We start from the raw sequence: 24,092 nt of genomic DNA on the forward strand, positions 1-24,092 counted from the left end.
ATGTTATCAAGAAAGGTTGAGGGATTAGACCCTATGAAGCCTTGGCAACCCTTTAGGAAAGTAAAGAAGGTGCTACGTTCTACCAAAATTATTTTTTTGGACAGATAACTTACTGAAGTTCTATTCAGCCATTTCCTGTGGCATTTTCAAATTTATTTAAGATTATATAAATTGAAAACAGAACTGAAAACCTTTATTTTATCCTACACTACCTATTCTAATAAAGAATATCAAATTCCGCTTAGCTATCAGCTTTTTGGCAAACGCTTATTTTCGGCACCTATTATCATGGTGAACCATGCGCTGACTGGCAATTCTGATGTTGCGGGAGAAAAAGGCTGGTGGAAAACACTTGTAGGAAATCAAAAAACAATTGATACTTCCCAGTTTACTATTATATGCTTTAATATTCCAGGCAATGGATATGATGGCGTATTATTAGATCGATACGAAGATTTTAGCATTCGCGACATAGCACAACTATTCCTAAATGGTTTAAAATATCTCAATATACATAAACTTTATGCTCTAATTGGTGGCTCTATAGGTGGCTCTATCGGTTGGCAAATGATGGCGTTAGAAAAAAATCTTGCAGAAAAATTTATTCCTATTGCTACAAATTACAAAACTACAGATTGGATGTATGCTCAGTGCATCATTCAAAAGTGTCTATTAGAGTCAACCCATCAACCGTTAGAAAAAGCAAGAATGCATGCCATGTTATGCTATAGAACTCCAGAATCTATCAATTCTAGATTTAAGAGGGAGAAAGATGAAATGCAGCAGCAACTTCAATCTCAAAATTGGCTAGAATATCATGGTAAAGAGCTTAACGATAGATTTAGTTTAGAGGCTTACTGGCTTGTTAATCATTTATTAACAACGATGAGTGTTACCGAAGAGGAGATTAGTAGTATCAATGCAAACATTAGTATTGTATCCATAGATACAGATCTATTTTACCCTGCCTCAGAAAACCAATTGACTTTCGAACTCCTAAAGAATAAAAATAAAAATGTGCGTCATTTCGTAATCAGTTCTATCCATGGTCATGACGCATTTTTAATGGAATACAAACAATTAAATATGATAATAAATACAATTTTCGATCATGAAAAATAATAGTGATAGCAACGAGATTAAATTTTTTAAACACAGATCCATCATAAAATTTGAAGGAGAAGATTTCTTGGGTGAAATTGGTGTAGACGGGAGAATATTCAAAGCGCTTACATTAGCAAGGATAAGTGTAGGCGTAATTTCTCAACAAGCGATAGAAAACGGTTTATCGATATTAGTAAATGAAGCAGATTCTGAGAAAGCCGTGAATTGCCTAATAGAAGAATTCGCACCTGAAAGAAAAGATGGAAAAGTTTCTCAAATTTATAGTATTAATAATGTTTCTGTTTTGGGTTTTGTAACCAAAGACTACAACAAAATATTATCAGAACTCGCTAGAAATAATGTATTTCCATTACTTCTAAATCAGATTGCTAGCCAAAATAGAGTGAATATCGTAGTGGCATCTTCACAAGATGAAAAAACTAAAAATGTCATAGAAGCTGAAATTTTCAAAAAACCAAAAACAGTTCACTTGGCAATAATCGGACACGGAAATGTAGGAAAAGCTTTAATAGACCAAATTTTATCAACTTCTGAAGAAATAAAAAGAAGAAAAAAAATAGATCTTAAAATTGTTGCAATTGCCAACTCCAAAAAGATTGCTTACAATAAATTCGGCTTCGATGAAAATTGGAAAGTTGAAGTTGCCAACGCAACTTCGACATCAGATATGTCAGAATTAATTCAGTTTTCACAAGAAAATCAGTTAGAAAACCTCATTGTGGTGGATAATACAGCAAGTAGCGATTTTGTACAAAACTATCAACTATTGGCAGAAAATGGTTTCGATCTCGTTTCGTCTAATAAAGTATTTAATACTTTGCCGATAGAGCAGTATCGAAATCTGAGATATACACTAAGCAAAAAAAATAGAAAATATCTTTACGAAACCAATGTAGGAGCAGGATTGCCGTTGATTGATACGATTAAATTACTGCATCTTTCAGGGGAAAATATTACCAGAATAAAAGGCGTTTTTTCAGGAACTTTGAGTTACGTTTTCAATAATTTTTGTTTAAGAGAAGAGAAATTTTCAACCATTATTAAAGAAGCAATGGAAAAAGGGTTTACAGAACCCGATCCACGTGAAGATTTATCTGGAAATGATGTGGCGCGCAAACTTTTAATTTTAGCGAGAGAACTAGATTTGATTAATGAATTTTCAGATATCAACATTCAAAATTTAGTTCCTGTAAATCTTTTAGATATCAAGAAAGAAGAATTTATTGCTCGTTTGCAAGAATTAGATGAAGAATATCAAAAAATAAAAGAAAATCAAGAACCGAATCATGTACTTCGTTACGTTGGCGATTTACATGGCGATTTGAATAAAGACAAAGGAGAATTAGATGTTAAACTAATTTCCGTTCCCGCAAGCTCCGCTTTAGGACAACTGAAAGGTTCGGATTCCATTTTTGAAATTTATACAGAAAGTTACGTTGAAAATCCTATCGTTATTATGGGGGCCGGAGCTGGAGCAAAAGTTACCGCAAGAGGAGTTTTCGGAGATATTTTAAGATTGAGTGAAACGAAATAAGAAATCAACATTTTAAATTACCAAAATGAGTCATATACATCATCCAAAATCAGAAAATTTCGAAACCCTTGCGGTTCGTACGCAAACGGAACGTTCTCAATTTGATGAACATTCAACGCCTTTGTATCTCACGTCGAGCTTCGTTTTCGAAGATGCAGAAGATATGCGCGCCAGTTTTGCAGAAGAAAAAGAAAAGAATTTATACAGCCGTTTTTCGAATCCTAACGTTACGGAATTTGTTAATAAAATTGCCAAGATGGAAGGAGCCGAATCGGGTTACGCCTTCGCAACAGGAATGGCGGCCATTTATTCCACCTTGGCGGCATTGTTAAGCGCGGGCGACCACATATTAAGTTGCCAATCCGTGTTTGGTTCTACACACACGTTGTTTACAAAATATTTTCCGAAATGGACCATCAACACGACGTATTTCAAAGCTGAGGAAGAAAACGATATCGAAAAGTACATTCAACCCAATACCAAAATTTTATATTTAGAAACGCCGACCAATCCTGCGATTGAAGTTTTAGATTTAGAATTAATGGGCAAAATTGCGAAAAAACACAATTTACTATTCATTGTGGATAACTGTTTTGCAACGCCTTATTTGCAACAACCCATTAAGTTCGGAGCGGACATCGTCGTGCATTCTGCAACGAAGTTAATTGATGGTCAAGGTCGCGTATTAGGTGGTGTAGCGGTGGGTTGCGAGGATCTGATTCGTGAAATTTATTTATTTGCTAGAAATACAGGTCCGGCAATGTCACCTTTCAATGCTTGGGTACTTTCCAAAAGTTTAGAAACGCTTGCTATTAGAGTAGAAAAGCATTGTGAAAATGCCGTGAAAGTAGCTGAATTTCTAGAAAATCATCCAAATGTTGAATTGGTGAAATACCCATTCTTACCGTCGCATCCCAATTACGAAACGGCCAAAAAACAAATGAAATTAGGTGGAAACATTGTTGCTTTCGAAGTAAAAGGTGGTATTGAAGGAGGTAGAAATTTCTTGAACAGAATAAAAATGTGTTCGCTTTCTGCTAACTTGGGAGATACCCGAACAATTGTTACACATCCTGCTTCTACAACACATTCTAAACTTTCTGATGATGAGAGAAACGAAGTCGGAATCACGCCAGGTTTGGTGCGTTGTTCCGTAGGTTTAGAAAATGTAGAAGATATTATTGCCGATTTGAAACAAGCGTTAGATTAAATTGGTTATCAGTTGATAGTTGTCAGTTTTTGGTAAAAATAGTGAGATGAAAAAGGAATATACAGAATTAGAAGTTTGGCAAGAGTCTAGAAAATTGGTGAATTTAGTTTATACTCTCACAAAGAAATTCCCTAAAGAAGAGATATTTGGTTTAACTAATCAAATTCGAAGAGCTGCTATTTCTATATCGTCAAATATTGCCGAAGGTTGTGGAAGAAGAACAGCAAACGACACTATTCAATTTTTACATATTGCAAGAGGTTCGGTTTATGAGCTGGAAACACAATTATACTTATCATTAGATCAAAACTATATATCTGATGAAGATTTTAAATCTGTTGCAGAAAAAATTCTTTCCTGCAAAAAATTATTAAATGGTTTTATTAACTATTACAAAACATTTCAAAAATGAGTACTCAAAATATTAATCGAGTTGTTGCTGATAACCGACAACCGTTAGCCAATAACCAAAAACTATATAAAGCCATTTCTGAAAGAATCCTCATTCTCGACGGAGCGATGGGAACAATGCTTCAGCGATACAAATTTGAAGAAGAAGATTATAGAGGAGAAAGATTTAAAGAGTGGAAATCTCCCTTGAAAGGAAATAACGATTTGCTTTCTTTAACCCAGCCACAAGCAATTGCTGAAGTTCATCGTAAATATTTGGAAGCTGGTGCTGACATCATCGAAACCAATACTTTTTCGGGGACAACTATTGCAATGGCGGATTATCATATGGAAAATTTGGTCTATGAACTTAACTTCGAATCGGCAAAAATTGCTCGTCAAGTTTGCGATGAATTCACGGCTCAAAATCCTAATAAACCTAGATTTGTTGCAGGATCTATCGGACCAACCAACAGAACTGCAAGTTTAAGTCCAGACGTTAACGATCCTGGTTATCGTGCGATTACTTTTGACGAATTAAGAGTTGCTTACAAACAACAAGCAGAAGCTTTGCTAGACGGAGGCTCTGATATTCTTTTGGTAGAAACTATTTTCGATACTTTAAATTCGAAAGCCGCACTTTTTGCGATAGATGAAATTCAAGAAGAACGAGGAATTCAAATTCCAATTATGGTTTCAGGAACCATTACCGACGCTTCCGGACGAACCTTGAGCGGACAAACTGCAGAAGCATTTTTAATCTCTATTTCTCATCTTAATTTGTTGAGTGTTGGTTTTAATTGCGCTTTGGGTGCAAAACAATTAACGCCTTATCTAGAAGCCATTTCTGCACAATCAGAATTCGGTATATCTGCGTATCCCAATGCAGGTTTACCTAATGCTTTCGGTCAATACGACGAATCTCCAGAACAAATGGCAGAACAAATTAAAGAGTATCTAGAAAAAGGGCTCATTAATATTATCGGTGGTTGCTGCGGAACAACGCCGCCACACATCAAAGCAATCGCTGATTTAACGAAGAATTATAAACCAAGACGGTTGAGAGTTAATAGTTGATGGTTGTCGGATTTTAATAATAGAGAAAAATGGATTTCACAAAAATTAGAAGTTTGGACAGAGTTTAGAAAGCTTACCAATTTATTTTATAGCACTTCAAAGCAATTTCCTAAGGAAGAGCAGTTTGGTTTAACCAATCAAATGAGAAGAAGTTCTGTTTCTATACCTTCTAATATTGCTGAAGGATGTGGTAGGCAATCTTCTAAAGAGACCATCCATTTTTTGTATATCGAGAAAGGTTCGCTTTTCGAATTAGAAACTCAAATTTATATAGCATTGGATCAAAATTATATTATAAAATAAGAATTTGAAGTCCTAAACCTTCAAGCTCTTATTTGCAAAAAATTAATTAATGGATTTATTAATTATTACAAAAAATTAAACGATGGGAAATAACATATATCCAACAACCGACAATCAACAACTGACACCCAAATATTTAAAATTATCAGGTTTAGAACCACTCATTATCACTCCAGAATCCAATTTTATTAATGTTGGGGAACGTACCAATGTGGCGGGTTCTAAGAAATTTTTACGATTAATAAAAGAAGAAAAATTTGCGGAGGCCCTTGATATTGCAAGAAATCAAGTGGAAGGTGGTGCGCAAGTCTTAGACGTTAATTTTGATGATGGTTTGATTGATGGAAAAGCATCAATGGTGAAATTCCTGAATTTAATTGCTTCAGAACCTGATATTGCTAGAATTCCGATTATGATAGACTCTTCTAAATGGGAGATTTTGGAAGCTGGATTGCAAGTTGTACAAGGAAAAGCGGTGGTGAATTCCATTTCTTTGAAAGAAGGTGAAGAGGAATTTATCAAGCACGCAAAAGCAGTAAAACGTTATGGTGCGGCAGTAATTGTGATGGCTTTTGATGAGGTTGGACAAGCTGATAATTACGAAAGACGTTTGGAAATTAGCAAACGTTCTTATGATATATTAGTAAATAAAGTTGGTTTTCCTGCGGAAGATATAATTTTCGATCTCAATATTTTCCCTGTCGCAACGGGAATGGATGAGCATCGTAGAAATGCCATCGATTTTATTGAAGCTACAAAATGGATTCGCGAAAATCTTCCTCACGTTTCAGTGAGTGGTGGCGTTTCCAATGTTTCGTTTTCGTTTCGTGGGAACGATTCAGTGCGAGAAGCGATGCACTCTGTTTTCTTGTATTATGCTATCAAAGCGGGAATGAATATAGGAATCGTGAATCCTACAATGTTGGAAGTGTACGACGAAATACCAAAAGAATTATTAGAATTGGTGGAAGATGTGATGCTCGACAGAAGAGATGATGCAACCGAGAGATTGCTCGATTATTCTGAAAGGGTAAAGTCTACCAAAAAAGAAAAGGCAGAAGATTTGGCTTGGCGCGATATGCCTTTACAAGATAGAATAACACACGCTTTGGTAAAAGGAATTGATCGTTTTATTGAAGAAGATGTGGAAGAAGCTCGTCAACAAGCCGAAAAACCATTGCACGTTATCGAAATTAATTTGATGACGGGGATGAGCGTTGTTGGTGATTTATTCGGAAGTGGAAAAATGTTTTTGCCGCAAGTGGTAAAATCTGCTCGTGTGATGAAAAAAGCCGTAGCGTATCTTCAACCCTTTATTGAAGCCGAAAAAGATGGTACAAGACCAGCGAACGGAAAAATTTTGATGGCAACTGTAAAAGGCGATGTTCACGATATTGGAAAAAATATTGTGAGTGTGGTTTTGGGTTGCAATAATTATGAAATAATAGATTTGGGCGTTATGGTTCCTGCCGAAAAGATTATCCAGACGGCGATTGATGAAAATGTAGATGTGATTGGATTGAGTGGTTTGATTACTCCAAGTTTGGACGAAATGGTACATCTCGCTGCTGAATTGGAAAGAAGAAATCTTAATTTTCCTTTAATGATCGGTGGTGCAACAACTTCTAAAGCGCATACTGCGGTAAAAATTGCTCCGAAATACGGAAATACAGTCGTTCACGTTAATGATGCTTCTAGAGCGGTTGGTATTGTGAGTTCGCTTTTAAATAAAGAAAAATCAAACGGATATAAATTAGAGTTAAGAAACGATTACGAGGAGTTTCGTGAGAAATTCTTGAATCGTCAAGTGGACAAAGAATATGTTTCCATTAAAGAAGCTCGCGAGCAAAAATTTAAAATCGATTGGGAAAAAGAAGAAATTTTCCAACCGAAAAATTTGGGTGTAAAAGTGATTGAATGTCAAAATCTTGAAGAATTGGTTGATTTCATCGACTGGAGTCCATTTTTTAGGAGTTGGGATTTGCACGGAAAATATCCACAGATTTTAACTGATAAAGTTGTTGGAGTTCAAGCGACAGAATTATTTGATGATGCTAAAAAAATGCTTCTAAAAATCATTAATGAAAAATTATTGGTTGCAAAAGCAGTTTTCGGAGTTTTTCCAGCCAACTCGAATGAGGAAGATGATATTGAATTAAAGAATGGAGAAAAAACTTTCTTTTTCAGAACACTTCGTCAACAATTGAAAAAGTCGGAAGGGAAAGATTATTTGGCTTTATCGGATTTTATCGCTCCAAAATCGTCTAATAAAACCGATTATGTTGGTGCTTTTTGTGTAACTGCAGGTTTTGGAACCGATGAATTGGCTAAAAAATATGAGGACGAAAACGATGATTATTCTGCCATTATGGTGAAAGCATTGGCGGATCGTTTTGCAGAAGCCTTTGCTGAATATTTGCACAAAAAAGTAAGAACCGATTTTTGGGGATATTCTTACGATGAAAATTTGAGTAATGAAGATTTAATTTCAGAGAAATATAAAGGAATTCGTCCCGCTCCAGGGTATCCCGCTTGTCCAGATCATTTGGACAAACTGACGATTTGGGATTTATTGAAAGTGAAAGAAAATATTGACGTAACACTTACCGAAAGTTTGGCGATGTGGCCAACAGCGGCGGTTTCTGGCTATTATTTCGGAAGTCCCCACGCCAAATATTTTGGAGTTGGAAAAATAAAAGAAGATCAATTAGAAGATTTTGCAAAACGTAAAAATGTTGATTTGGATTATGCTAAAAAATGGCTTTCTCCAAATTTGGCAGACTAAAAGTTGCGTAAGCGATGGTAGCGGATATCCTTTTATAAGCAAAGGAAAAAGCATTGGAATAAAAGATAGTAGCGAACGTAGCGACCCGAGTATTGGCAAAAGCTTTGGCAAGGGATACGCCCAATAAAAAATTAAAATTATAAGTAATGAAAGTTACCGAACATATAGAAAAAGCGAACGGAAAGCCGTTGTTTTCGGTGGAGATTTTACCTCCATTGAAAGGGCAAAACGTGGGTTGTACCTTCAAAACTTTGGATCCTTTGGTGGAGATGAAGCCTGCCTTTATAGACGTAACCTATCATCGAGAGGAATACATTTATAAACAAAAGGAAAATGGATTGTTGAAGCAGTACCAAGTGCGAAAAAGACCTGGAACGGTGGCGATTTGTGCGGCAATACAAAATCATTATAAAATTGATGCAATTCCGCATTTGATTTGTGGCGGTTTTACGAAAGAAGATACGGAAGATGCGTTGATTGATCTTAATTTTTTGGGGATTGATAATGTTTTGGTACTTCGTGGAGATCCTATAAAAACGGAAAAAACTTTTGCTTCAGAACCTGGTGGACATTCTTACGCTTCGGAATTGATTGAGCAAATTAACGGTCTTAATCACGGGAATTATTTGGATGATGAGCTGCAAGAAACTCAGAATATGGATTTTTGCATCGGAATTGCGGGTTATCCTGAGAAGCATTTTGAGTCTCCGAATTTAGCAATGGATCTCTACTATCTAAAGAAAAAAGTAGAATTGGGCGCAGATTATATCGTGACGCAGATGTTTTTTGATAATCAAAAATATTTTGATTTTGTAAAGAAATGTCGTGAAATGGATATCAACATTCCTATTATTCCGGGAATTAAGCCGTTGACTACTTTTGGACATTTAACATCTATTCCTAAGAATTTTTATATTGACTTGCCAGAAACTTTAGCCATGGAAGTTTTGAAAGCGAAAGATAAAGAAGCCATTAAACAAATTGGCTTGGAATGGTGTATTAATCAATGTAAAGAATTGCTGGAATTTGGCGTTCCAGGATTGCATTTTTACACCATGAGTAACTCCAGCAATACACAAAAAGTAGCGAATGCTTTGTTTTAAAAATAAAAAACCTCATCGGACTGATGAGGTTGTTGATTTATAGGGTAGGATGTCTTTCAAATTCTTTATCACGATCGAATAAATATCTGTAAGTAGAAAACGTTCTGGTAGTTTCTGTTTCCAGATGTTTGGCAAGTCCTAGCATTTTGGGGTTAAAATCTCCAATCCATTGCATTTCAAAATCTTTAAAATTCGTGTTTTTTCGGATGTGCTCGGTACCTTCTATAATCATATACCCTTCAATCCCTTTGTTTTGCCATTCTGGTACTACGCCAAAAATTAGTCCTACCATTTTGGTATTGGTTTTCGTAGCTTTATAATACAAGAATTTTAGTTTTTCCCACAATCCAAATTTCCCATTTAGAAATTTAAACCATTGGTTGAGGTCAGGGATATTGATCCACATGGCAATAGGATTTCCGTTCTCATAAGCAAACCATGCGATATGTTCGTTCATCACGGGTTTCATATTCCTAAAGGTCTTTTTTACTTCTTCTAGAGACATTTGTTTTCCACTACCATGGCTTTCCCAAGATTTATTATAAATGACGAAAAAATCGTGAGCAAAATCATCTATATTTTTCTTATTGACAGGTTTCGCAGAAAATATTGGGTTTTTAGAATGCTTGGCGTGCATCAAATTCAAAATTCTAGAGGTAGAATCATGTATTTTTCTACTAAAACACAACTGATTGTAATAAGATTTGAAACCATAATTTTCAAACAAATCTTTATAATAAGGAAAGTTATAATTCATTCCGTACAAAGGTTCAGAATAGCCATCTACCAAAATACCCCAAAATTTATCTCTTTCTCCAAAGTTAATGGAGCCATCCATCGCTTCCATGCCCTTATCTTGTAGCCATTTTTTACAAAAATCAAAAATAAAATTAGCAGTATCTTGGTCGTTTATGCAATCGAAAAAACCAATTCCGCCGGTGGGTTGGCTCTGTATGTATTGACGATCTATAAAAACCGCAACTTTACCAACAGTTTCATTTTTATCATTTTTAAACAAAAATCTCTTGCACTCGCCGTGTTCGAAGAAAGGGTTTTTTGAAGGATCAAAGGTTGCTTCTATATCATTATCTAGCGGTCTTATATAAGATTTATCGTTTTTATAAAGTCTATCTGGGAAATCTAGAAACTCTTTTTTTTGTGCAGAATTATTCATTTCTTCAACCGTAATCATCATTTGTAGGCTAAAATATATAGGATTAGAACATTTATTTGATAAGATATGAAATACAGAAATTAATTTTATCCGTATTTTTGTTGCAAAATAAATAAAAAATGGTTGATTTTACCGATAACGATGATGATATTTTCACAGGAACAGAACATACACCTATACGAGAAGATGCTTTTGATAAATCGCCACAAGAAAAAATAGAAAAAATCACAGCACTTTTTGGCGAGATTATGGAAACTTTGGGTCTAGATATGGAAGACGATTCCCTGAAGGATTCTCCAAAACGTGTAGCCAAAATGTATGTGAACGAGATTTTCGGAGGGCTTTTACCTGAAAACAAACCAGGAATATCCACTTTTTCAAACAAATACAAATACCGCCAAATGTTGGTGGAAAAAGATATTACCGTATATTCATTCTGCGAGCATCATTTCTTGCCTATTATTGGGCGCGCGCACGTTGCTTATATATCCAACGGCGATGTTATTGGGCTATCAAAAATCAACAGAATTGTAGATTATTACGCCAAAAGACCTCAAGTACAAGAGAGATTGACCATGCAGATTGTTAATGCGCTAAAAGAAGCTTTAGGAACCAACAATGTAGCTTGTATTATAGATGCTAAGCACCTTTGTGTGAATTGTAGAGGGATCAAAGATACTGCGAGTTCTACCATTACCGCAGAGCTTTCTGGGATTTTCAGAACCAACCCAATTACTCGCCAAGAATTTCTACATTATGTAGGAAGCCACGCAAAAATAGATTAACAATGATTATATTTAGAAAAGTTTTAACGTCCATTTTCAGCACCACAATTATTTGTTGTAGCTAGATATACGTTTATAGCTAAACTTTTTTATTTGGGCAGCTATTTCCGCCAACCGCTCCCGCTTTTTTTCGTAAGCTGAGCATTCGCTCAGCTTACGAAAAAAGAGCTCCGCTCAAGTCGGGCTGCAATATTCACATCATATCAATAATGTGGAACCAAATAAACAATGACAACTCATTTTTTAATCATCATCATTTAATAATAAAAAATATGCAACTAAAAATATACAACTCACTCAAAGCAGAAAAAGAAATCTTTACACCCATACTAGAAGGTAACGTTGGGATGTATGTCTGCGGACCTACAGTCTACAGCAATGTGCATTTGGGGAATGTAAGAACTTTTCTATCTTTCGATTTTATCTATAGAAGTTTGATGCATCTTGGGTACAAAGTGAGATATGTGAGAAATATTACAGATGCAGGACATCTTACAGACGATGGCGATGTAAACAACGATAGATTCGTAAAACAAACGCGTCTAGAAAAACTTGAACCTATGGAAATTGTACAAAAGTACACGGTAGATTTTCATAAAGTTTTAGATTGGTTCAATCTTCTTCCACCCAATATCGAGCCTACAGCAACAGGACACATTGTAGAGCAAATAGAACTTACAGAAAAGCTTATAGAAAAAGGATTCGCTTACGAAAGTAATGGTTCTGTCTATTTTGATGTTTTAGAATACAACAAAAGAGGACTCAACTATGGTGAGTTATCAAAACGTAATATAGAAGAGCTTTTCGCAAATACTAGAGATCTAGATGGACAAGGCGAAAAGAAAAATCCACAAGATTTTGCCCTTTGGAAAAAAGCTTCTCCAGCACACATTATGCGTTGGAATTCTCCTTGGGGAGAAGGTTTCCCCGGTTGGCACCTAGAATGTACTGCGATGAGTACAAAATATCTAGGAGACAAATTTGATATCCACGGAGGCGGTATGGATTTAAAATTTCCTCACCACGAGTGCGAAATTGCTCAAGGTAAAGCTTGTAACGATGTAGAACCTGTGAACTATTGGATGCATGCCAATATGTTGACCATGAATTCTCAACGTATGAGTAAATCTACAGGAAATTACATCCTTCCACAGCAATTAATCTCTGGAGAAAACGATTTTTTCGAGAAACCTTTTCATCCAACTATTGTACGATTTTGTTTCTTACAAGCGCATTACAGAAGTGTTTTGGATATCTCGAATGACGCAATGTTAGCAAGCGAGAAAGGCTTTACAAGATTAATGGAAGCGATGAAGGTATTGCAATCTATCTCTGCAAACGATGCAGTAGAATCTGGTTTCAGACTTTCAGATTGGAAGAACAAAGCATACGAAGCGCTTACAGACGATTTTAATTCACCAATTCTTATTGCGCATTTATTCGAGGCTGTGAAGTTTATTTTTGCCCTTAAAGAGGGTAAAGAAACAATTTCTTCTGCAGATTTAGAAGATTTGAAATCTACATTACACGCATTTATTTTTGACGTTTTAGGATTGCAACAGATTGAAGAAAACAATAATGAGAAGTTGGATCAGACTCTTCAAGTTTTAATAGAATTGAGAAATCAAGCTAGAAAATCTAAGAATTTCGATCTTTCAGACCAAATTAGAGACAAATTGTTGGCAGAAGGAATAGAGCTTAAAGACAGCAGAGAAGGAACTTCTTACGTGATCAATTAACATTATTAAGTTCTCAAAATAAATATTTTTAAATAAAAAAATGATGCTTTTTCAAAATAGTAGAAAATTTGAGCAGCGAATACAAAAATTTGTTAACTTAGTCATTACAAAATGGTTAAGACTCTAAAATCTACAAAATGAAAAAACATTTATTCCCTATAGTCTTGTTGTTGCTAGGAAGTACACTTTCTGCACAGCAAGACTTTTTTGCTATCACAGGCAAAATTTCTCCAACTATTCAGTTCAACGATATTCGATCTTTGGATCTTTCAAAAAGTAATGGTGATGAGATTTTATTTTCGGTAAACGCTGAACCAAAGATTTTTTCTCAAGCTAGAAAATCTGCGATTACAGAAGATAAGAACGCTTATGGAAACTCACAATCTACCACATTAGCAGCTCTTGCCTTGGAGCCAAATAGCGAAAATCTTGTTTATATGCCTATGTTTTCGTCTAATATTTATGTGTACAATCCAAAAACTAAAGAGACAATATTAGTAGAAAACGAAGTTGCAAGAGTTTCAGCTTGTGATATCAATTCTCACATTACAAGGATGACTACGGGTGCTGATGGTTCTATCTACGCAATGAATAATTCTGGAACGCAGTTTATTCAAATTAGCAAGAAAAACAATCAATATTCCGTAAAAGATTTAGGGATTGTAAAAGATGATTCTTCTAATGGTAAAAACTCATTTACTGTTGTAGAAACAGGTTTTGGTGGTGATATTATCGCAGATGCAGACCATAATTTCTATGTATTTTCAACTTCCGGAAATGTATTTAAAATTTTAACTAAAGAATTACAGGCTAAGTTTATTGGTAAAATAGAAGGTTTACCAGAGAAATATTCGGTGAACGGCGCAGCAGTAAATGCGAAAGGAAATATTGTGATTGCTAGCGCAAAAGGCGGATCTTTATTTGAGGTACATTTAAAAGATTTGGTTGCTCAAAAGATTTCAGGAGAAAATACTCAGCCTATTTATGATTTGGCGAGTAAATATATTTTAAATGAAAAAATGAATATTTCCACTAGTACGCTAGACATAGATATTTACCCAACAAAAGTAGATCAAAATATATTGAATATAAAAGTTAATGACAATCAGGTTAAAGGAAATTTAACCCTAAAAATATTTGATATTGCAGGTAGAGAAAACCTGAAACAACAGATATCTCCAACCAATGGTAGAGTAGATAACCAAATACATCTTACCAATTTTGTAGTGGGTTCTTATATTGCAACCCTCACCGATGAAAAAGGAAATATTATTCTTTCTAAAAAAATAGTAGTTACCAAATAATAGATTAAATAATAAGATTGCTAGTATGCTCTTTCTGACTTTAAGAAAGGGCATTTTTATTAAATAAATAATTAGACAATTTAAATTTTTAAATTTTATGATGTATTTTTATAGAAAAATTTGTAGATGAAATTATATTTTAAAGTTAATTATAAGGTTAACTTGGGCGAAACATTAGATTGGGTGTTGCTAGAAAAGGGAATGCCTAGTAAAAAATATAAAATGTTTTTAGTAAACCAAGATGTTTGGAATGTAGAAATTGAGATTTTTAGTAAAACTGTTTCCTATCATTATCAAGTTGTTGATAAAAATGGAAACACTGTGCGATCAGAATTTAGTCCGCACTATTTATCTATCCCAGAAAGCTTCAAGGCACTAGCAATTGAGGATGTCTGGAACAATAAAAATTTTCCCGAAAACTATCTAAATAATAAGGTATTTTATAATAAACTCTATAATTTCAATCCTCAAAAGAATGTCATTCAGGAAAATTGTACGCATCTGTTTAGGATAGAAGCACCTATATATAACCCAGATTGGTGTATTGTTTTGATAGGTAATAGTACTGAACTTGGTGGTTGGGAATATGATAAAGCTTTACCATTATTTCATACTAGTTATGGAGTTTGGGAACTATCTTTACGCATAGAACAACCTCAAACAATTGAATATAAATATGCTATTTTCGATAATAAACTAGGAAAAATAGTAGAGGTGGAAACTGGGGAAAACAGAATGGCTTCCCCCAATTCGCAGAAAGGAATATTGCATGTACAGAATGATCATTATTTCAAATTCAGTGCTTACCAAATGTATCATGCTGCAGGCGTTGCAATCCCAGTATTTTCTATAAGAACAGAGCAGGGATTTGGAGTAGGAGAATTTTCTGATATCAAAAAATTAGCAGATTGGGCGAGTAACACTTCTCTAAGTGTTCTTCAGATATTGCCTATCAATGATACTACGGCAAACTATTCTTGGACGGATTCTTACCCGTATGCAGCAGTTTCTGTTTATGCATTACATCCTCAATATATCTATTTAGAAAATTTAGAATTCAAAATACCTAAAGACTTAGTTACTAGTTATAATGAAGATAAATTATATTTAAATAGTTTAGAATTAATTGATTATGAGAAAATGATTGCTGGTAAATGGAAGTATTTGAAGGCCATTTTTCAAGCAGAACACGCAGTAATTCTTAATGATCATTTATTTAAAAAATTTATCAAAGACAACGAACATTGGTTAATTCCTTATGCAGCATTTTGTGTACTAAGAGATGAAAATAATACACCCAATTTCAACCTTTGGACATCACATTCCATCTGCAGAGCGGAGGAGATCAACCAATTTTTCTCCCCAAAAAGCGATTATTATGAAGCTACAATGCTTCATGCTTGGGTACAATATCAGCTTCATCTTCAGTTGACAGATGCTATAGAATATACACATCAACTAGGGATTTCTGTAAAAGGAGATTTGCCTATAGGCATCTACAGACATTCTGTAGAGGCGTGGACGGAACCTGAACTTTTTGGGATGGATTTCCAGGCAGGTGCACCACCAGATCAATTTACGGAGTTGGGTCAAAATTGGGAATTTCCCACTTATAATTGGGAAGCGATGAAAGCCAATAATTACCAATGGTGGAAAAATAGATTCAAAGCATTAGAGCAGTATTTTGATGCCATGAGAATAGATCATATTTTGGGGTTTTTCAGAATTTGGAGAATGCCCATTTCTGCAACCCAAGGTATACTAGGTTATTTCTATCCTGCAGTGCCAGTTTCACAGGAAGAATTTAATGCAAGGAATATCCCTTTTAATTATAATCGATATTGTAGACCTTATATCAATGATCAGATTTTAACTGATTATTTCGGTGAAAATAAAGAATTCGTATTTCGTTTTCTAGATTCGAATGAAGACGGTACTTATTATTTTAAAATTGAGTTCGATACCCAAAGAAAGCTTACAGATTATTTTTCCGAGAATCCTGAGGGATCTATTCAGGATAGTTTGATTAGTTTGTGCGCTAATGTTTTATTTTTAACAGAGGAAGTAAAAGGTGAACAGGTTTATCACCCTAGATTCAATGTCTATCAAACCGCCTCCTATCACTATCTTTCGGATGGGGAAAAATCTGGCATTTATGAACTTTATAATGATTATTTTTTCAAGAGACAAGATTATTTGTGGAAAGAGAAAGCTATGGAAAAACTTCCTGTAATACTCAATTCTACTAGGATGTTAATCTGTGGAGAAGATCTAGGTATGGTACCAGATTGTGTTCCTGAGGTGATGGATGAACTTGCAATAGTTGCGCTAAAAGTCCAAAGAATGCCATCAGATAATATCTCTTTCTACGATCCAAAAAATGCGGACTACCTAAATGTGGTAACGGCATCATCGCATGATAGTTCTACTTTGAGACAGTGGTGGAAGGAAGATACAGATCTTACACAGAATTACTATAATCATCAATTAAATCAGTATGGTGAGGCGCCTAAAATCCTAGAACCTGAGTTAGCTGAAATAATTATGAAACAGCATCTGTATAATGATGCCATGTTGGCTATTTTCCCATTACAAGAATTTTTGGCAACCGACAGAGAACTTACCAACCCAAATATGGATAATGAGCGAATAAATAATCCGGCTGTTTTTCCTCATTATTGGAGATATAGAATGCATATTAATATGAATGTGCTTTTGGAGAGTGAAAAATTTAACAATAAAATAAAAGGCTGGGTAGTTGATAGTGGTAGGTCTTAATTAAAGTTTTATTATTGTAAATCAATACGTTAAAATATTTTTAGAAGAAGTTTTACTTTAGGGTTTAACTTCTTTTTTTTATTTATATCCAAAAGATAAGAAAGACAAGTTGGTATTTGTTGATCTATAAAATTAAATAAAATGAAAAAAATAATATTCGGTTTATTATTAGTAGCAGGTACTTTTACTTTTGCACAACAATATCCAAACAACGGCTGGGGAGATGATAGCTATTACGGAAATAATGACGGTTATGATGATTATGATCAAAATAATTTCCCAGATGATTATTATTACAATTATCCGCAAAACTATTATCCGCAAGAGTATTACCAAAGTTACTACAACGACTACAGAAATAGTGTTATCAATATCAATTGGAATTCTTTTTTCCAGCAAAATAGATTGAGTAGAGCACAAATAGATCAAATATTATATCTAAATAATTTGTACTCTAGTTTCTCATCTTGGAATAATTTTTACCAAAACAACCCTGATAGATGGTATTATGATAGATTCTACGCGATGGAAAGAATTCTAGGACCAAGAGTTTTTGTAATCTTCCAAAACAACTATTATCAAGGACATCGTCCAACGGTTTATTTTCAAAATTATAGAAGAACCTACTACGTACCAAGATATGCAGTAATGCCAAGATATAGAAATGTAAACGTAAATGTATACAGAGTAGATAGAAGTCAATTTAGAAGACTAGATAACCCTTCTTTCAAAGTTTTTGCCTCAGCTAGAAACAATGGTTTCAGAGAAGGTGGTGTAAAGGCTAATTCTAATAATGGATTTAGAAACCCTAGTAGAGTCTCCCAGATCAATTCATCTCTAGGCAATAGTAATATCGGGGTAAGAAATCCTAATAATGGAGGAAGAGGAAATTCTAACAATGGGGGATTCCGCAATGGGGGAGTAAATCACCCTAGACAAGAAACTCCTAAAGTTGTGAATAATTCTACAAGGGGTAACAATGGTTTTAGAAATCAATCTAGAAATGAGAAATCTGCTCCGAGAATACAAAATTCGGGTCCGAGACAACAGCATAATAATGGCCAGGTAAAGGGTGGAGGTTTTAGATGAAGCCTTAGAAAAAACGAAAGTTCATAATTTGTGTTTTGAGTGTTGGAGATTAGGTTTTGTTGCCTGATCTCCTTTTTTTTTCAAAATATGTTAATTTATAACAATAAAACTTTAACAAATTTTATGAATATTGCATTTAACTTACGCCTTTTTTGATCATCAAACAAATGTAACAAAACAATAAATATATAAATAATTAAATTTAAATAAAATGAAAAAATTAATATTAGCAATAGCATTTATAGGAATGGGGAGTTTTGCAATGGCTCAACAAACTGTACCACAAGATAAAAAGATGACGAAAGAAGAAATGCATAAAAAAATGGAGCAGAGAGAGCAAGCAAGAATGCAAGAAATGCAGAAAGAGCTTAATCTAAACCAAAGTCAGGTTTCTCAAATTAAAGACTTGCATGCAAAAAGAAAGGCGGAAATGAAAGTGAAATTCGAAAAGGATTCCGTTGCAAGACAAGCGATGAGGGAGGAAATGAAGGCGAAAAAATTGCAGATGAATGATGATATGAAGAAAATTTTGTCTGCAGAGCAGTTTTCAAAATGGGAAGCTACAAATAAAGCAAAAATGGATCAGAGAAGAGCAATGATGAAGGAAAAAGGAATGAAAGGAAAGAGAAATATCATGAAGCACGGATTGAAAGAAGCTTCTCAATCTCAAGTAAACTAGTAGTTTATAATTTTTGATTTTAATGTGGAAAGGGTAGAAGTAATTCTGCCCTTTTTTTATATTAAATTTTATGAAATCTTTTGAATTGGTTTTTAAAATACCTACTTTTGGATATAATTTTTAATTATGGTAAGCGAAAAAATTGCAAAACTAATCAACGAGCAAATTGCTCACGAACAATATGCTTCTCAATATTATCTTTCTATGTCTGCGTGGTTTTCTAGTAGAGATCTAGATGGTATTGCCAACTATTTTAGAGTACAAAGCAAAGAAGAATTGATGCATGCAGACAAAATGTTCGATTTTCTAAACGATGTAGGTGGAGAAATCATCATGGGAGAAATTGCAAAACCTCCACATGAATTTGAAAGTGCTACAGATATTTTCGAGAAAGCTTTGGCGCACGAAAAAATCGTGACTAAAAGTATTTTTAATATTGTAAAAAATGCCAACGACGAAGGTGATTTTGCTACCACTTCTTTCTTACAATGGTTTATCAACGAGCAAGTAGAAGAAGAAGCAAGTGCTTCTCAGTATGTAACCAAAATTAAAATGGTTTGCGATAATCCTTCTGCATTATACCTTTTTGATCAAGAATTATCTCAGAGAGTTTTTGTTGCAGATCCTACAGCGTAATTTATTATTTTAGGCTGATATTTGAAATCCTAAGCGGCGGCACCTTTGGTGCCCCGCTTAGGATTTAACATAGATCAATTGTGTTTTCAAAACTTTTAATCCCAAATTTTCTAGAACTGTTTGGTAAGTTTCTATCTGTTTATCGTTTTTGGCAGATTCTCTACCGGTTTTGAAATCGAGGATTATACAACCTTCATCGCTTTTCAATATTCTATCTGGTCTGTAGATTTTGCTCACGCTATTAGTGGAAATCATAATATCTTTCTCGCTGATTACTTCCCATTTCTCATCAAAAAATTCGGCATATTCTGAAGTTATATCTAGCAAACTTTTCTCGATGATTACTCTTTCTTCACCTGTAATGAGACCTTCCATCATATAACTTTCTAGAATTTTTGGAATATCTTTTTCGGTTTTTATTTTTGATAATAATTCGTGAACAAAAATACCGGTACGCACTTTTTTATTTCTTTCTTGATAATTTTTGGAGGGTGTTGCAATTTTTATAGATGTTGTGCTCTCATGCTTACTTTTCAAGTTTTGTATATCCTGACTTTGGTAAGTGGCAACTTTATGTTTGGCGTGTTTTTTTAGAGATTCTGCATTTATTTCATATAAATCAAATTCATCTAAATTCTCAGGATTTTTAGATTGTATAAAATCTAAAATTTCTAGATGGTTGGACGTTTTATTGGCTTTCTGCAGATAGAAGAAAAGTTGTTCTACAGGTCGAGTGGTCGCCACATATTGCAAACACAGTCGATCTACTAGATTTTTATAACCATTAACACTATTAAATTCTTGAATCTCTGGATCATAAGCTTCCAAATTTTTATTAAACTGATTAATATTTACCGATTTCAAGGCATCGTCTGCATGCGTGTCAAACCAATTGTTAAATTGGCCATCAGAATTTTTATTTTCTAAGGGAATAAATACAATCGGGAACTCAAGACCTTTCGCCTTATGAATGGTCATAATTTGTATTGCATCTATATTATCTGAGGCTTGTATGGTGTATTTCGAGGCTTCTTCGTCCCAATATTTCAAAAATTCTTTGGTGCTAGCACCAGCATTCTGAGTAAAATTAAAAAGCATTTCCAAGAAATTCAGTAGGAAATCTGTTTCCTTATCTTCTACAGAAAATTCATTAATATAATATTCAACAAAATTATAAAGGTTAAATTTCGGAAACTGATCTTGTGTCAGCTCCAAAGCATATTTTTCCTTGATGAAAGCAATTATTTCTTCATGCGTTTCGTATGCTAAAATTTCCATCATCCCAAGACTAAAATCGCGCATAGAAATTCTTTCCAACCGATGGAGATAAAACATCATCATGATAAGAAAAGGTTTGCTTTTGGGGTTGGTTTCCCATTTCAAATAGAAAATTACCGCTTGCAAAGTATTAGATAATTCTAGTGTAAGACCTTTATCAGAGATAGTTTTTATATTGGTACTTTCGCCGTGATAATTTACTTTTAGGTTTCCCAATTTTTGAGAATAACTAAAAATATCAAAGTTACCTCTACACAAAATGGTAATATCAGAAAAACGGAAACCATTGTCTAAACATTGTTGGATATCATTACGCATTTTGTTAGAAACATCATTGTAGAAATCTTCTTTGCTTAGGTTTTCTATTAAATTGATTCTTACTCTTCCTTCAATCGTAGATTTTGGATTTTGTTCTGCTCCAATTCCGAAAATATCCTGATGCTCCTCCATCAAGTCTTTAGAATGATATTGGTACAGTTCATTATTAAATAAGACAATATTTTTAGCACTTCGCCAGTTGTCTTTTAGAACCAACAAATCTGCATCCTTAGGAGAAGGTTCCGTTTTATTAATGATATCTAGCATCAATTTGCTCTCTCCACCTCGAAATCTGTAGATACTTTGTTTTGGATCGCCAACAATGGTAAATGAAGTATTATCAGACGATACACAATGATCTCTCAACGGTACAAAGTTTTGCCATTGTAATGCTGACGTATCCTGAAATTCGTCGAAGAAATAATGGTGAAACTGCGCGCCTACTTTTTCATAGATAAATGCCGAAGGTTCATTTTTAAGATTTTCGTTGATGATGATATTGAATTTTGAAAGCAAAACCAAATCGTTTTCTATCTCAATTTTTTTTAGTTCATCTTGGATGTCTTTATTTACTTTTAAAGGTAAAAGCGCGGCGAGAATTTTTTCCTTTTTTTGAGTTTCGATATAGAGTAAAATTTGGAACATTCTATTTTTTATCAATTCGTCCAAGATTTCAACAATATCTGCCTCTCTATTCTTTGCCTTTGTGGCAGCGCCTTTCAGAAAATTTTTTCTAGCATTTTCCTCGTTTGTAGGAAACGGAAAGCTATCTCTTTTTTTTAAATAAAATTCGTACGCTTTCACAAAAAAACCTCCTATACCATTTTTACCATTGGCAAAATCTTCAATTTCAATATCTCTAGATTTTATAAGAGCCAAAGATTCTTGTGCTAATTCTATCGCATTTTTTTTGTTGGCTTGTATTTCTTTTCTCAGCGTATCTTTTATTTCCTCATACTTAGCGTTATCAAAGCTGTTGTTTTCTTTTAAATGTTCGTAATGGATGTCTTTTACGAATTCTTTTGCAGAATCGTACAGATTTTTATTAAGATTTACTCTCTCATTATTATCAAGGCTATAATCTATATAATCCATGAAAGAACTAGAAATGCTATCGTTTTCACCTATTTGTTCTAGCATTTTGTCTACCGCTTCTATCAGGTAAGGTTCGGGGTCAATTTCCAGATTAAAATTTTTCGCCAAACCCAATTCATAAGAAAAACTTCTCACCAAACGCGCATTGAAACGGTCTATCGTCCCAATATTCAAAGTAGAATAATTGTGCAAAATGTAGTCTAGCAGTTTTTGAGAACGTACATGCAATTCATCTAGTGTTATTCTTATACCTTCTTTTTCAAATGAAGATTGGATATTTTGTAAGTCTGCATTACTCGCAAAATTGGGTTGCGTAAAGTTTCCTAGCCATGATAGTATTCTTTCCTTCATCTCGTTGGCAGCTTTGTTGGTGAAAGTAAGTGCCAAAACGGTACGGATAGAATGTTGCTGGTTGGGATATTTCAAGCAAATCATAAGCAATCTTTGTACAAGAGCATAGGTTTTTCCCGAGCCTGCCGAAGCGTTGATTACAGTATAAGAATTTTGCATGGTAACGATAGATTTTGTGTGCAATTTAACCAAAAATTCAATCATATTTTAACAAAAAAACAGCGCTTTTTAACAGTTTAAAAAAGATTTACTCTAAAAAATATACTAAAAGCGTTAACTGTGGTTAAACTTTACTTTTCTCTAAATTAATAATTTAGATTTGCTCCATAAAACCTTACTCCGTGAAAATAAAATTACTATTTCTCTTATTTTTCTTTTTATTTTTAAAAATTTCGGCTCAAGATTATATTTTTGGAAAAATTGTTACCGAAGAAAAACTAGAAATCATAGATGTTACTGTGATTAATATACGAACCGACGAGAGGGTAAGTACTAATAAAGATGGGCATTTTATGATATCTGGTAGAACAGGAGATAATCTAAGATTTATAAAAGTAGGCTACGAAAGAGAGCAAGTAAGTGTGAGTACAGAAAATCTTTCTCAACCCATTAATATTACTTTAAAGAGAGCAGCAGCACTCATACAAGAAGTAGAGATCAAAAAAGGACTAACGGGAGATTTGAAAATGGATTCCAGAACCATGAATCCTCCCAAAAAAGTAGAAAAGCTGAAAAGTGACATGGCTGCCTACATTTCCCAAAAATCTGATCCTAGAATTTTGGCGGCAAAACCTGGAGAATTTGTACAACCCAAAGGGCAAGGTTTCAATATCGGGAAAGTGAAAGACAAATGGGACGATATAGATTTGATGGCTTATTTACAAAAATCATTAGGAGAGAAATATTTTACAGACTTAAAAATCAATCCTGAGCAAAGTCTTCATTTTATACAATATGTGTTAGCTGGTGGCTTTGAACGCAAAAAGATACTTAAATACGGATATTTGGACCATGCAGATATGAATAGATTTCATAGAGCTGTACTAGAAAGGATCGATGCTTACAGGGCACCACTTATCAAAAAATAAAAAGATGAAGATTGGTGTCAGAAAATTTTTCATTACTATTTGCTTTATTATTTGCGCTATCATATTCTCAAACAAAAATTTTTGGTACCATTCGGAGCGAAGGCGATAAGATAATCACTTCAGTACTTGTTGTCAATACAGCAAACGATCAAAAAACAATGAGCAACGAGAGAGGCGAGTTTAGTATTGACGCTTCAATTGGCGATGAGATTAGATTTTCTAAATTTGGATAAGAAAGAAACGCGGTAAAA

The 24,092-nt window shown here is 34.1% G+C and carries 19 protein-coding genes and 1 riboswitch; of the genes, 17 read left to right on the forward strand and 2 right to left on the reverse strand.

Annotated elements, in window-relative coordinates:
* Positions 1-111, forward strand: a riboswitch (SAM riboswitch).
* A gap of 60 nt (positions 112-171) precedes the next feature.
* The 8 genes from ACKI42_RS06325 (at position 172) to metF (ending at position 9,527) form a co-directional block, all read left to right on the forward strand.
* On the forward strand, positions 172-1,122 hold the full coding sequence (locus ACKI42_RS06325) for an alpha/beta fold hydrolase (RefSeq protein WP_407403571.1): 951 nt from the start codon (positions 172-174) through the stop codon (positions 1,120-1,122).
* Positions 1,112-2,659 carry an ACT domain-containing protein gene (locus ACKI42_RS06330; RefSeq protein WP_407403573.1) on the forward strand — a complete coding sequence of 516 codons (1,548 nt, stop codon included), beginning with the start codon at positions 1,112-1,114 and terminating at the stop codon, positions 2,657-2,659. Before ACKI42_RS06325 ends, ACKI42_RS06330 begins: the two co-directional genes overlap by 11 nt.
* A 25-nt stretch (positions 2,660-2,684) precedes the next feature.
* Positions 2,685-3,869, forward strand: coding sequence for an O-succinylhomoserine sulfhydrylase (locus tag ACKI42_RS06335; protein ID WP_407403575.1), 1,185 nt, complete (start codon positions 2,685-2,687; stop codon positions 3,867-3,869).
* Positions 3,870-3,915: 46 nt separating this feature from the next.
* Positions 3,916-4,281, forward strand: coding sequence for a four helix bundle protein (locus tag ACKI42_RS06340; protein ID WP_407403577.1), 366 nt, complete (start codon positions 3,916-3,918; stop codon positions 4,279-4,281).
* Positions 4,278-5,336, forward strand: a complete 1,059-nt coding sequence (locus ACKI42_RS06345) for a homocysteine S-methyltransferase family protein (RefSeq protein WP_407403579.1) — start codon at positions 4,278-4,280, stop codon at positions 5,334-5,336. The genes ACKI42_RS06340 and ACKI42_RS06345 overlap by 4 nt, the downstream gene beginning before the upstream one ends.
* Positions 5,337-5,339: 3 nt before the next feature.
* On the forward strand, positions 5,340-5,639 hold the full coding sequence (locus ACKI42_RS06350) for a four helix bundle protein (RefSeq protein ID WP_407403581.1): 300 nt from the start codon (positions 5,340-5,342) through the stop codon (positions 5,637-5,639).
* A gap of 82 nt (positions 5,640-5,721) precedes the next feature.
* The gene (gene metH, locus ACKI42_RS06355; RefSeq protein ID WP_407403583.1) at positions 5,722-8,424 is read left to right on the forward strand and encodes a methionine synthase; all 2,703 of its coding nucleotides are present in this window, start codon (positions 5,722-5,724) and stop codon (positions 8,422-8,424) included.
* A gap of 146 nt (positions 8,425-8,570) precedes the next feature.
* The gene (gene metF / locus ACKI42_RS06360; RefSeq protein WP_407403585.1) at positions 8,571-9,527 is read left to right on the forward strand and encodes a methylenetetrahydrofolate reductase [NAD(P)H]; all 957 of its coding nucleotides are present in this window, start codon (positions 8,571-8,573) and stop codon (positions 9,525-9,527) included.
* A 37-nt stretch (positions 9,528-9,564) separates the two neighbouring features.
* Here metF and ACKI42_RS06365 read toward each other — a convergent pair whose 3' ends face one another.
* A complete protein-coding gene (locus ACKI42_RS06365) occupies positions 9,565-10,722 on the reverse strand; it encodes a hypothetical protein (protein ID WP_407403587.1) in 1,158 nt (385 codons plus the stop codon).
* A gap of 98 nt (positions 10,723-10,820) precedes the next feature.
* Between ACKI42_RS06365 and folE the strand changes: the two genes are divergently transcribed.
* The 7 genes from folE (at position 10,821) to ACKI42_RS06400 (ending at position 19,711) form a co-directional block, all read left to right on the forward strand.
* The gene (gene folE, locus ACKI42_RS06370; RefSeq protein WP_407403589.1) at positions 10,821-11,486 is read left to right on the forward strand and encodes a GTP cyclohydrolase I FolE; all 666 of its coding nucleotides are present in this window, start codon (positions 10,821-10,823) and stop codon (positions 11,484-11,486) included.
* A 272-nt stretch (positions 11,487-11,758) separates the two neighbouring features.
* Positions 11,759-13,225 carry a cysteine--tRNA ligase gene (gene cysS, locus ACKI42_RS06375; RefSeq protein ID WP_407403591.1) on the forward strand — a complete coding sequence of 489 codons (1,467 nt, stop codon included), beginning with the start codon at positions 11,759-11,761 and terminating at the stop codon, positions 13,223-13,225.
* 137 nt (positions 13,226-13,362) lie between these two features.
* Complete coding sequence (locus ACKI42_RS06380; protein WP_407403593.1) at positions 13,363-14,529, forward strand: T9SS type A sorting domain-containing protein; 1,167 nt, start codon at positions 13,363-13,365, stop codon at positions 14,527-14,529.
* Between the two features lie 126 nt (positions 14,530-14,655).
* On the forward strand, positions 14,656-17,307 hold the full coding sequence (locus ACKI42_RS06385; protein ID WP_407403595.1) for a 4-alpha-glucanotransferase: 2,652 nt from the start codon (positions 14,656-14,658) through the stop codon (positions 17,305-17,307).
* 141 nt (positions 17,308-17,448) lie between these two features.
* The gene (locus ACKI42_RS06390) at positions 17,449-18,396 is read left to right on the forward strand and encodes a hypothetical protein (protein ID WP_407403597.1); all 948 of its coding nucleotides are present in this window, start codon (positions 17,449-17,451) and stop codon (positions 18,394-18,396) included.
* A gap of 211 nt (positions 18,397-18,607) precedes the next feature.
* A complete protein-coding gene (locus ACKI42_RS06395) occupies positions 18,608-19,075 on the forward strand; it encodes a hypothetical protein (protein ID WP_407403599.1) in 468 nt (155 codons plus the stop codon).
* A gap of 126 nt (positions 19,076-19,201) precedes the next feature.
* Positions 19,202-19,711 (forward strand): ferritin, encoded by a 510-nt coding sequence (locus ACKI42_RS06400; RefSeq protein WP_407403601.1) that lies wholly within the window; start codon positions 19,202-19,204, stop codon positions 19,709-19,711.
* Positions 19,712-19,768: 57 nt separating this feature from the next.
* Here ACKI42_RS06400 and ACKI42_RS06405 read toward each other — a convergent pair whose 3' ends face one another.
* Positions 19,769-22,957: a UvrD-helicase domain-containing protein gene (locus tag ACKI42_RS06405; protein WP_407403603.1), complete on the reverse strand. Its 3,189-nt coding sequence runs from the start codon at positions 22,955-22,957 to the stop codon at positions 19,769-19,771.
* Positions 22,958-23,094: 137 nt separating this feature from the next.
* Here ACKI42_RS06405 and ACKI42_RS06410 point away from each other — a divergent pair, with 137 nt between their 5' ends.
* Complete coding sequence (locus tag ACKI42_RS06410) at positions 23,095-23,841, forward strand: carboxypeptidase-like regulatory domain-containing protein (protein ID WP_407403605.1); 747 nt, start codon at positions 23,095-23,097, stop codon at positions 23,839-23,841.
* A gap of 14 nt (positions 23,842-23,855) precedes the next feature.
* Complete coding sequence (locus ACKI42_RS06415; protein WP_407403607.1) at positions 23,856-24,074, forward strand: hypothetical protein; 219 nt, start codon at positions 23,856-23,858, stop codon at positions 24,072-24,074.
* The last annotated feature ends 18 nt before the right edge of the window (positions 24,075-24,092 follow it).

This window comes from Chryseobacterium sp. (assembly GCF_045629545.1).
GTDB lineage: Bacteria > Bacteroidota > Bacteroidia > Flavobacteriales > Weeksellaceae > Chryseobacterium.

Excerpts from the sequence above, each read along its gene's own strand:
- ACKI42_RS06330 (WP_407403573.1), top strand. The coding sequence starts at position 1,112 with ATGAAAAATAATAGTGATAGCAACGAGATTAAATTTTTTAAACACAGA.
- ACKI42_RS06335 (WP_407403575.1), top strand. The coding sequence starts at position 2,685 with ATGAGTCATATACATCATCCAAAATCAGAAAATTTCGAAACCCTTGCG.
- ACKI42_RS06340 (WP_407403577.1), top strand. The coding sequence starts at position 3,916 with ATGAAAAAGGAATATACAGAATTAGAAGTTTGGCAAGAGTCTAGAAAA.
- ACKI42_RS06345 (WP_407403579.1), top strand. The coding sequence starts at position 4,278 with ATGAGTACTCAAAATATTAATCGAGTTGTTGCTGATAACCGACAACCG.
- metH (WP_407403583.1), top strand. The coding sequence starts at position 5,722 with ATGGGAAATAACATATATCCAACAACCGACAATCAACAACTGACACCC.
- metF (WP_407403585.1), top strand. The coding sequence starts at position 8,571 with ATGAAAGTTACCGAACATATAGAAAAAGCGAACGGAAAGCCGTTGTTT.
- ACKI42_RS06365 (WP_407403587.1), bottom strand. The coding sequence starts at position 10,722 with ATGATGATTACGGTTGAAGAAATGAATAATTCTGCACAAAAAAAAGAG.
- folE (WP_407403589.1), top strand. The coding sequence starts at position 10,821 with ATGGTTGATTTTACCGATAACGATGATGATATTTTCACAGGAACAGAA.
- cysS (WP_407403591.1), top strand. The coding sequence starts at position 11,759 with ATGCAACTAAAAATATACAACTCACTCAAAGCAGAAAAAGAAATCTTT.
- ACKI42_RS06380 (WP_407403593.1), top strand. The coding sequence starts at position 13,363 with ATGAAAAAACATTTATTCCCTATAGTCTTGTTGTTGCTAGGAAGTACA.
- ACKI42_RS06385 (WP_407403595.1), top strand. The coding sequence starts at position 14,656 with ATGAAATTATATTTTAAAGTTAATTATAAGGTTAACTTGGGCGAAACA.
- ACKI42_RS06390 (WP_407403597.1), top strand. The coding sequence starts at position 17,449 with ATGAAAAAAATAATATTCGGTTTATTATTAGTAGCAGGTACTTTTACT.
- ACKI42_RS06395 (WP_407403599.1), top strand. The coding sequence starts at position 18,608 with ATGAAAAAATTAATATTAGCAATAGCATTTATAGGAATGGGGAGTTTT.
- ACKI42_RS06400 (WP_407403601.1), top strand. The coding sequence starts at position 19,202 with ATGGTAAGCGAAAAAATTGCAAAACTAATCAACGAGCAAATTGCTCAC.
- ACKI42_RS06405 (WP_407403603.1), bottom strand. The coding sequence starts at position 22,957 with ATGATTGAATTTTTGGTTAAATTGCACACAAAATCTATCGTTACCATG.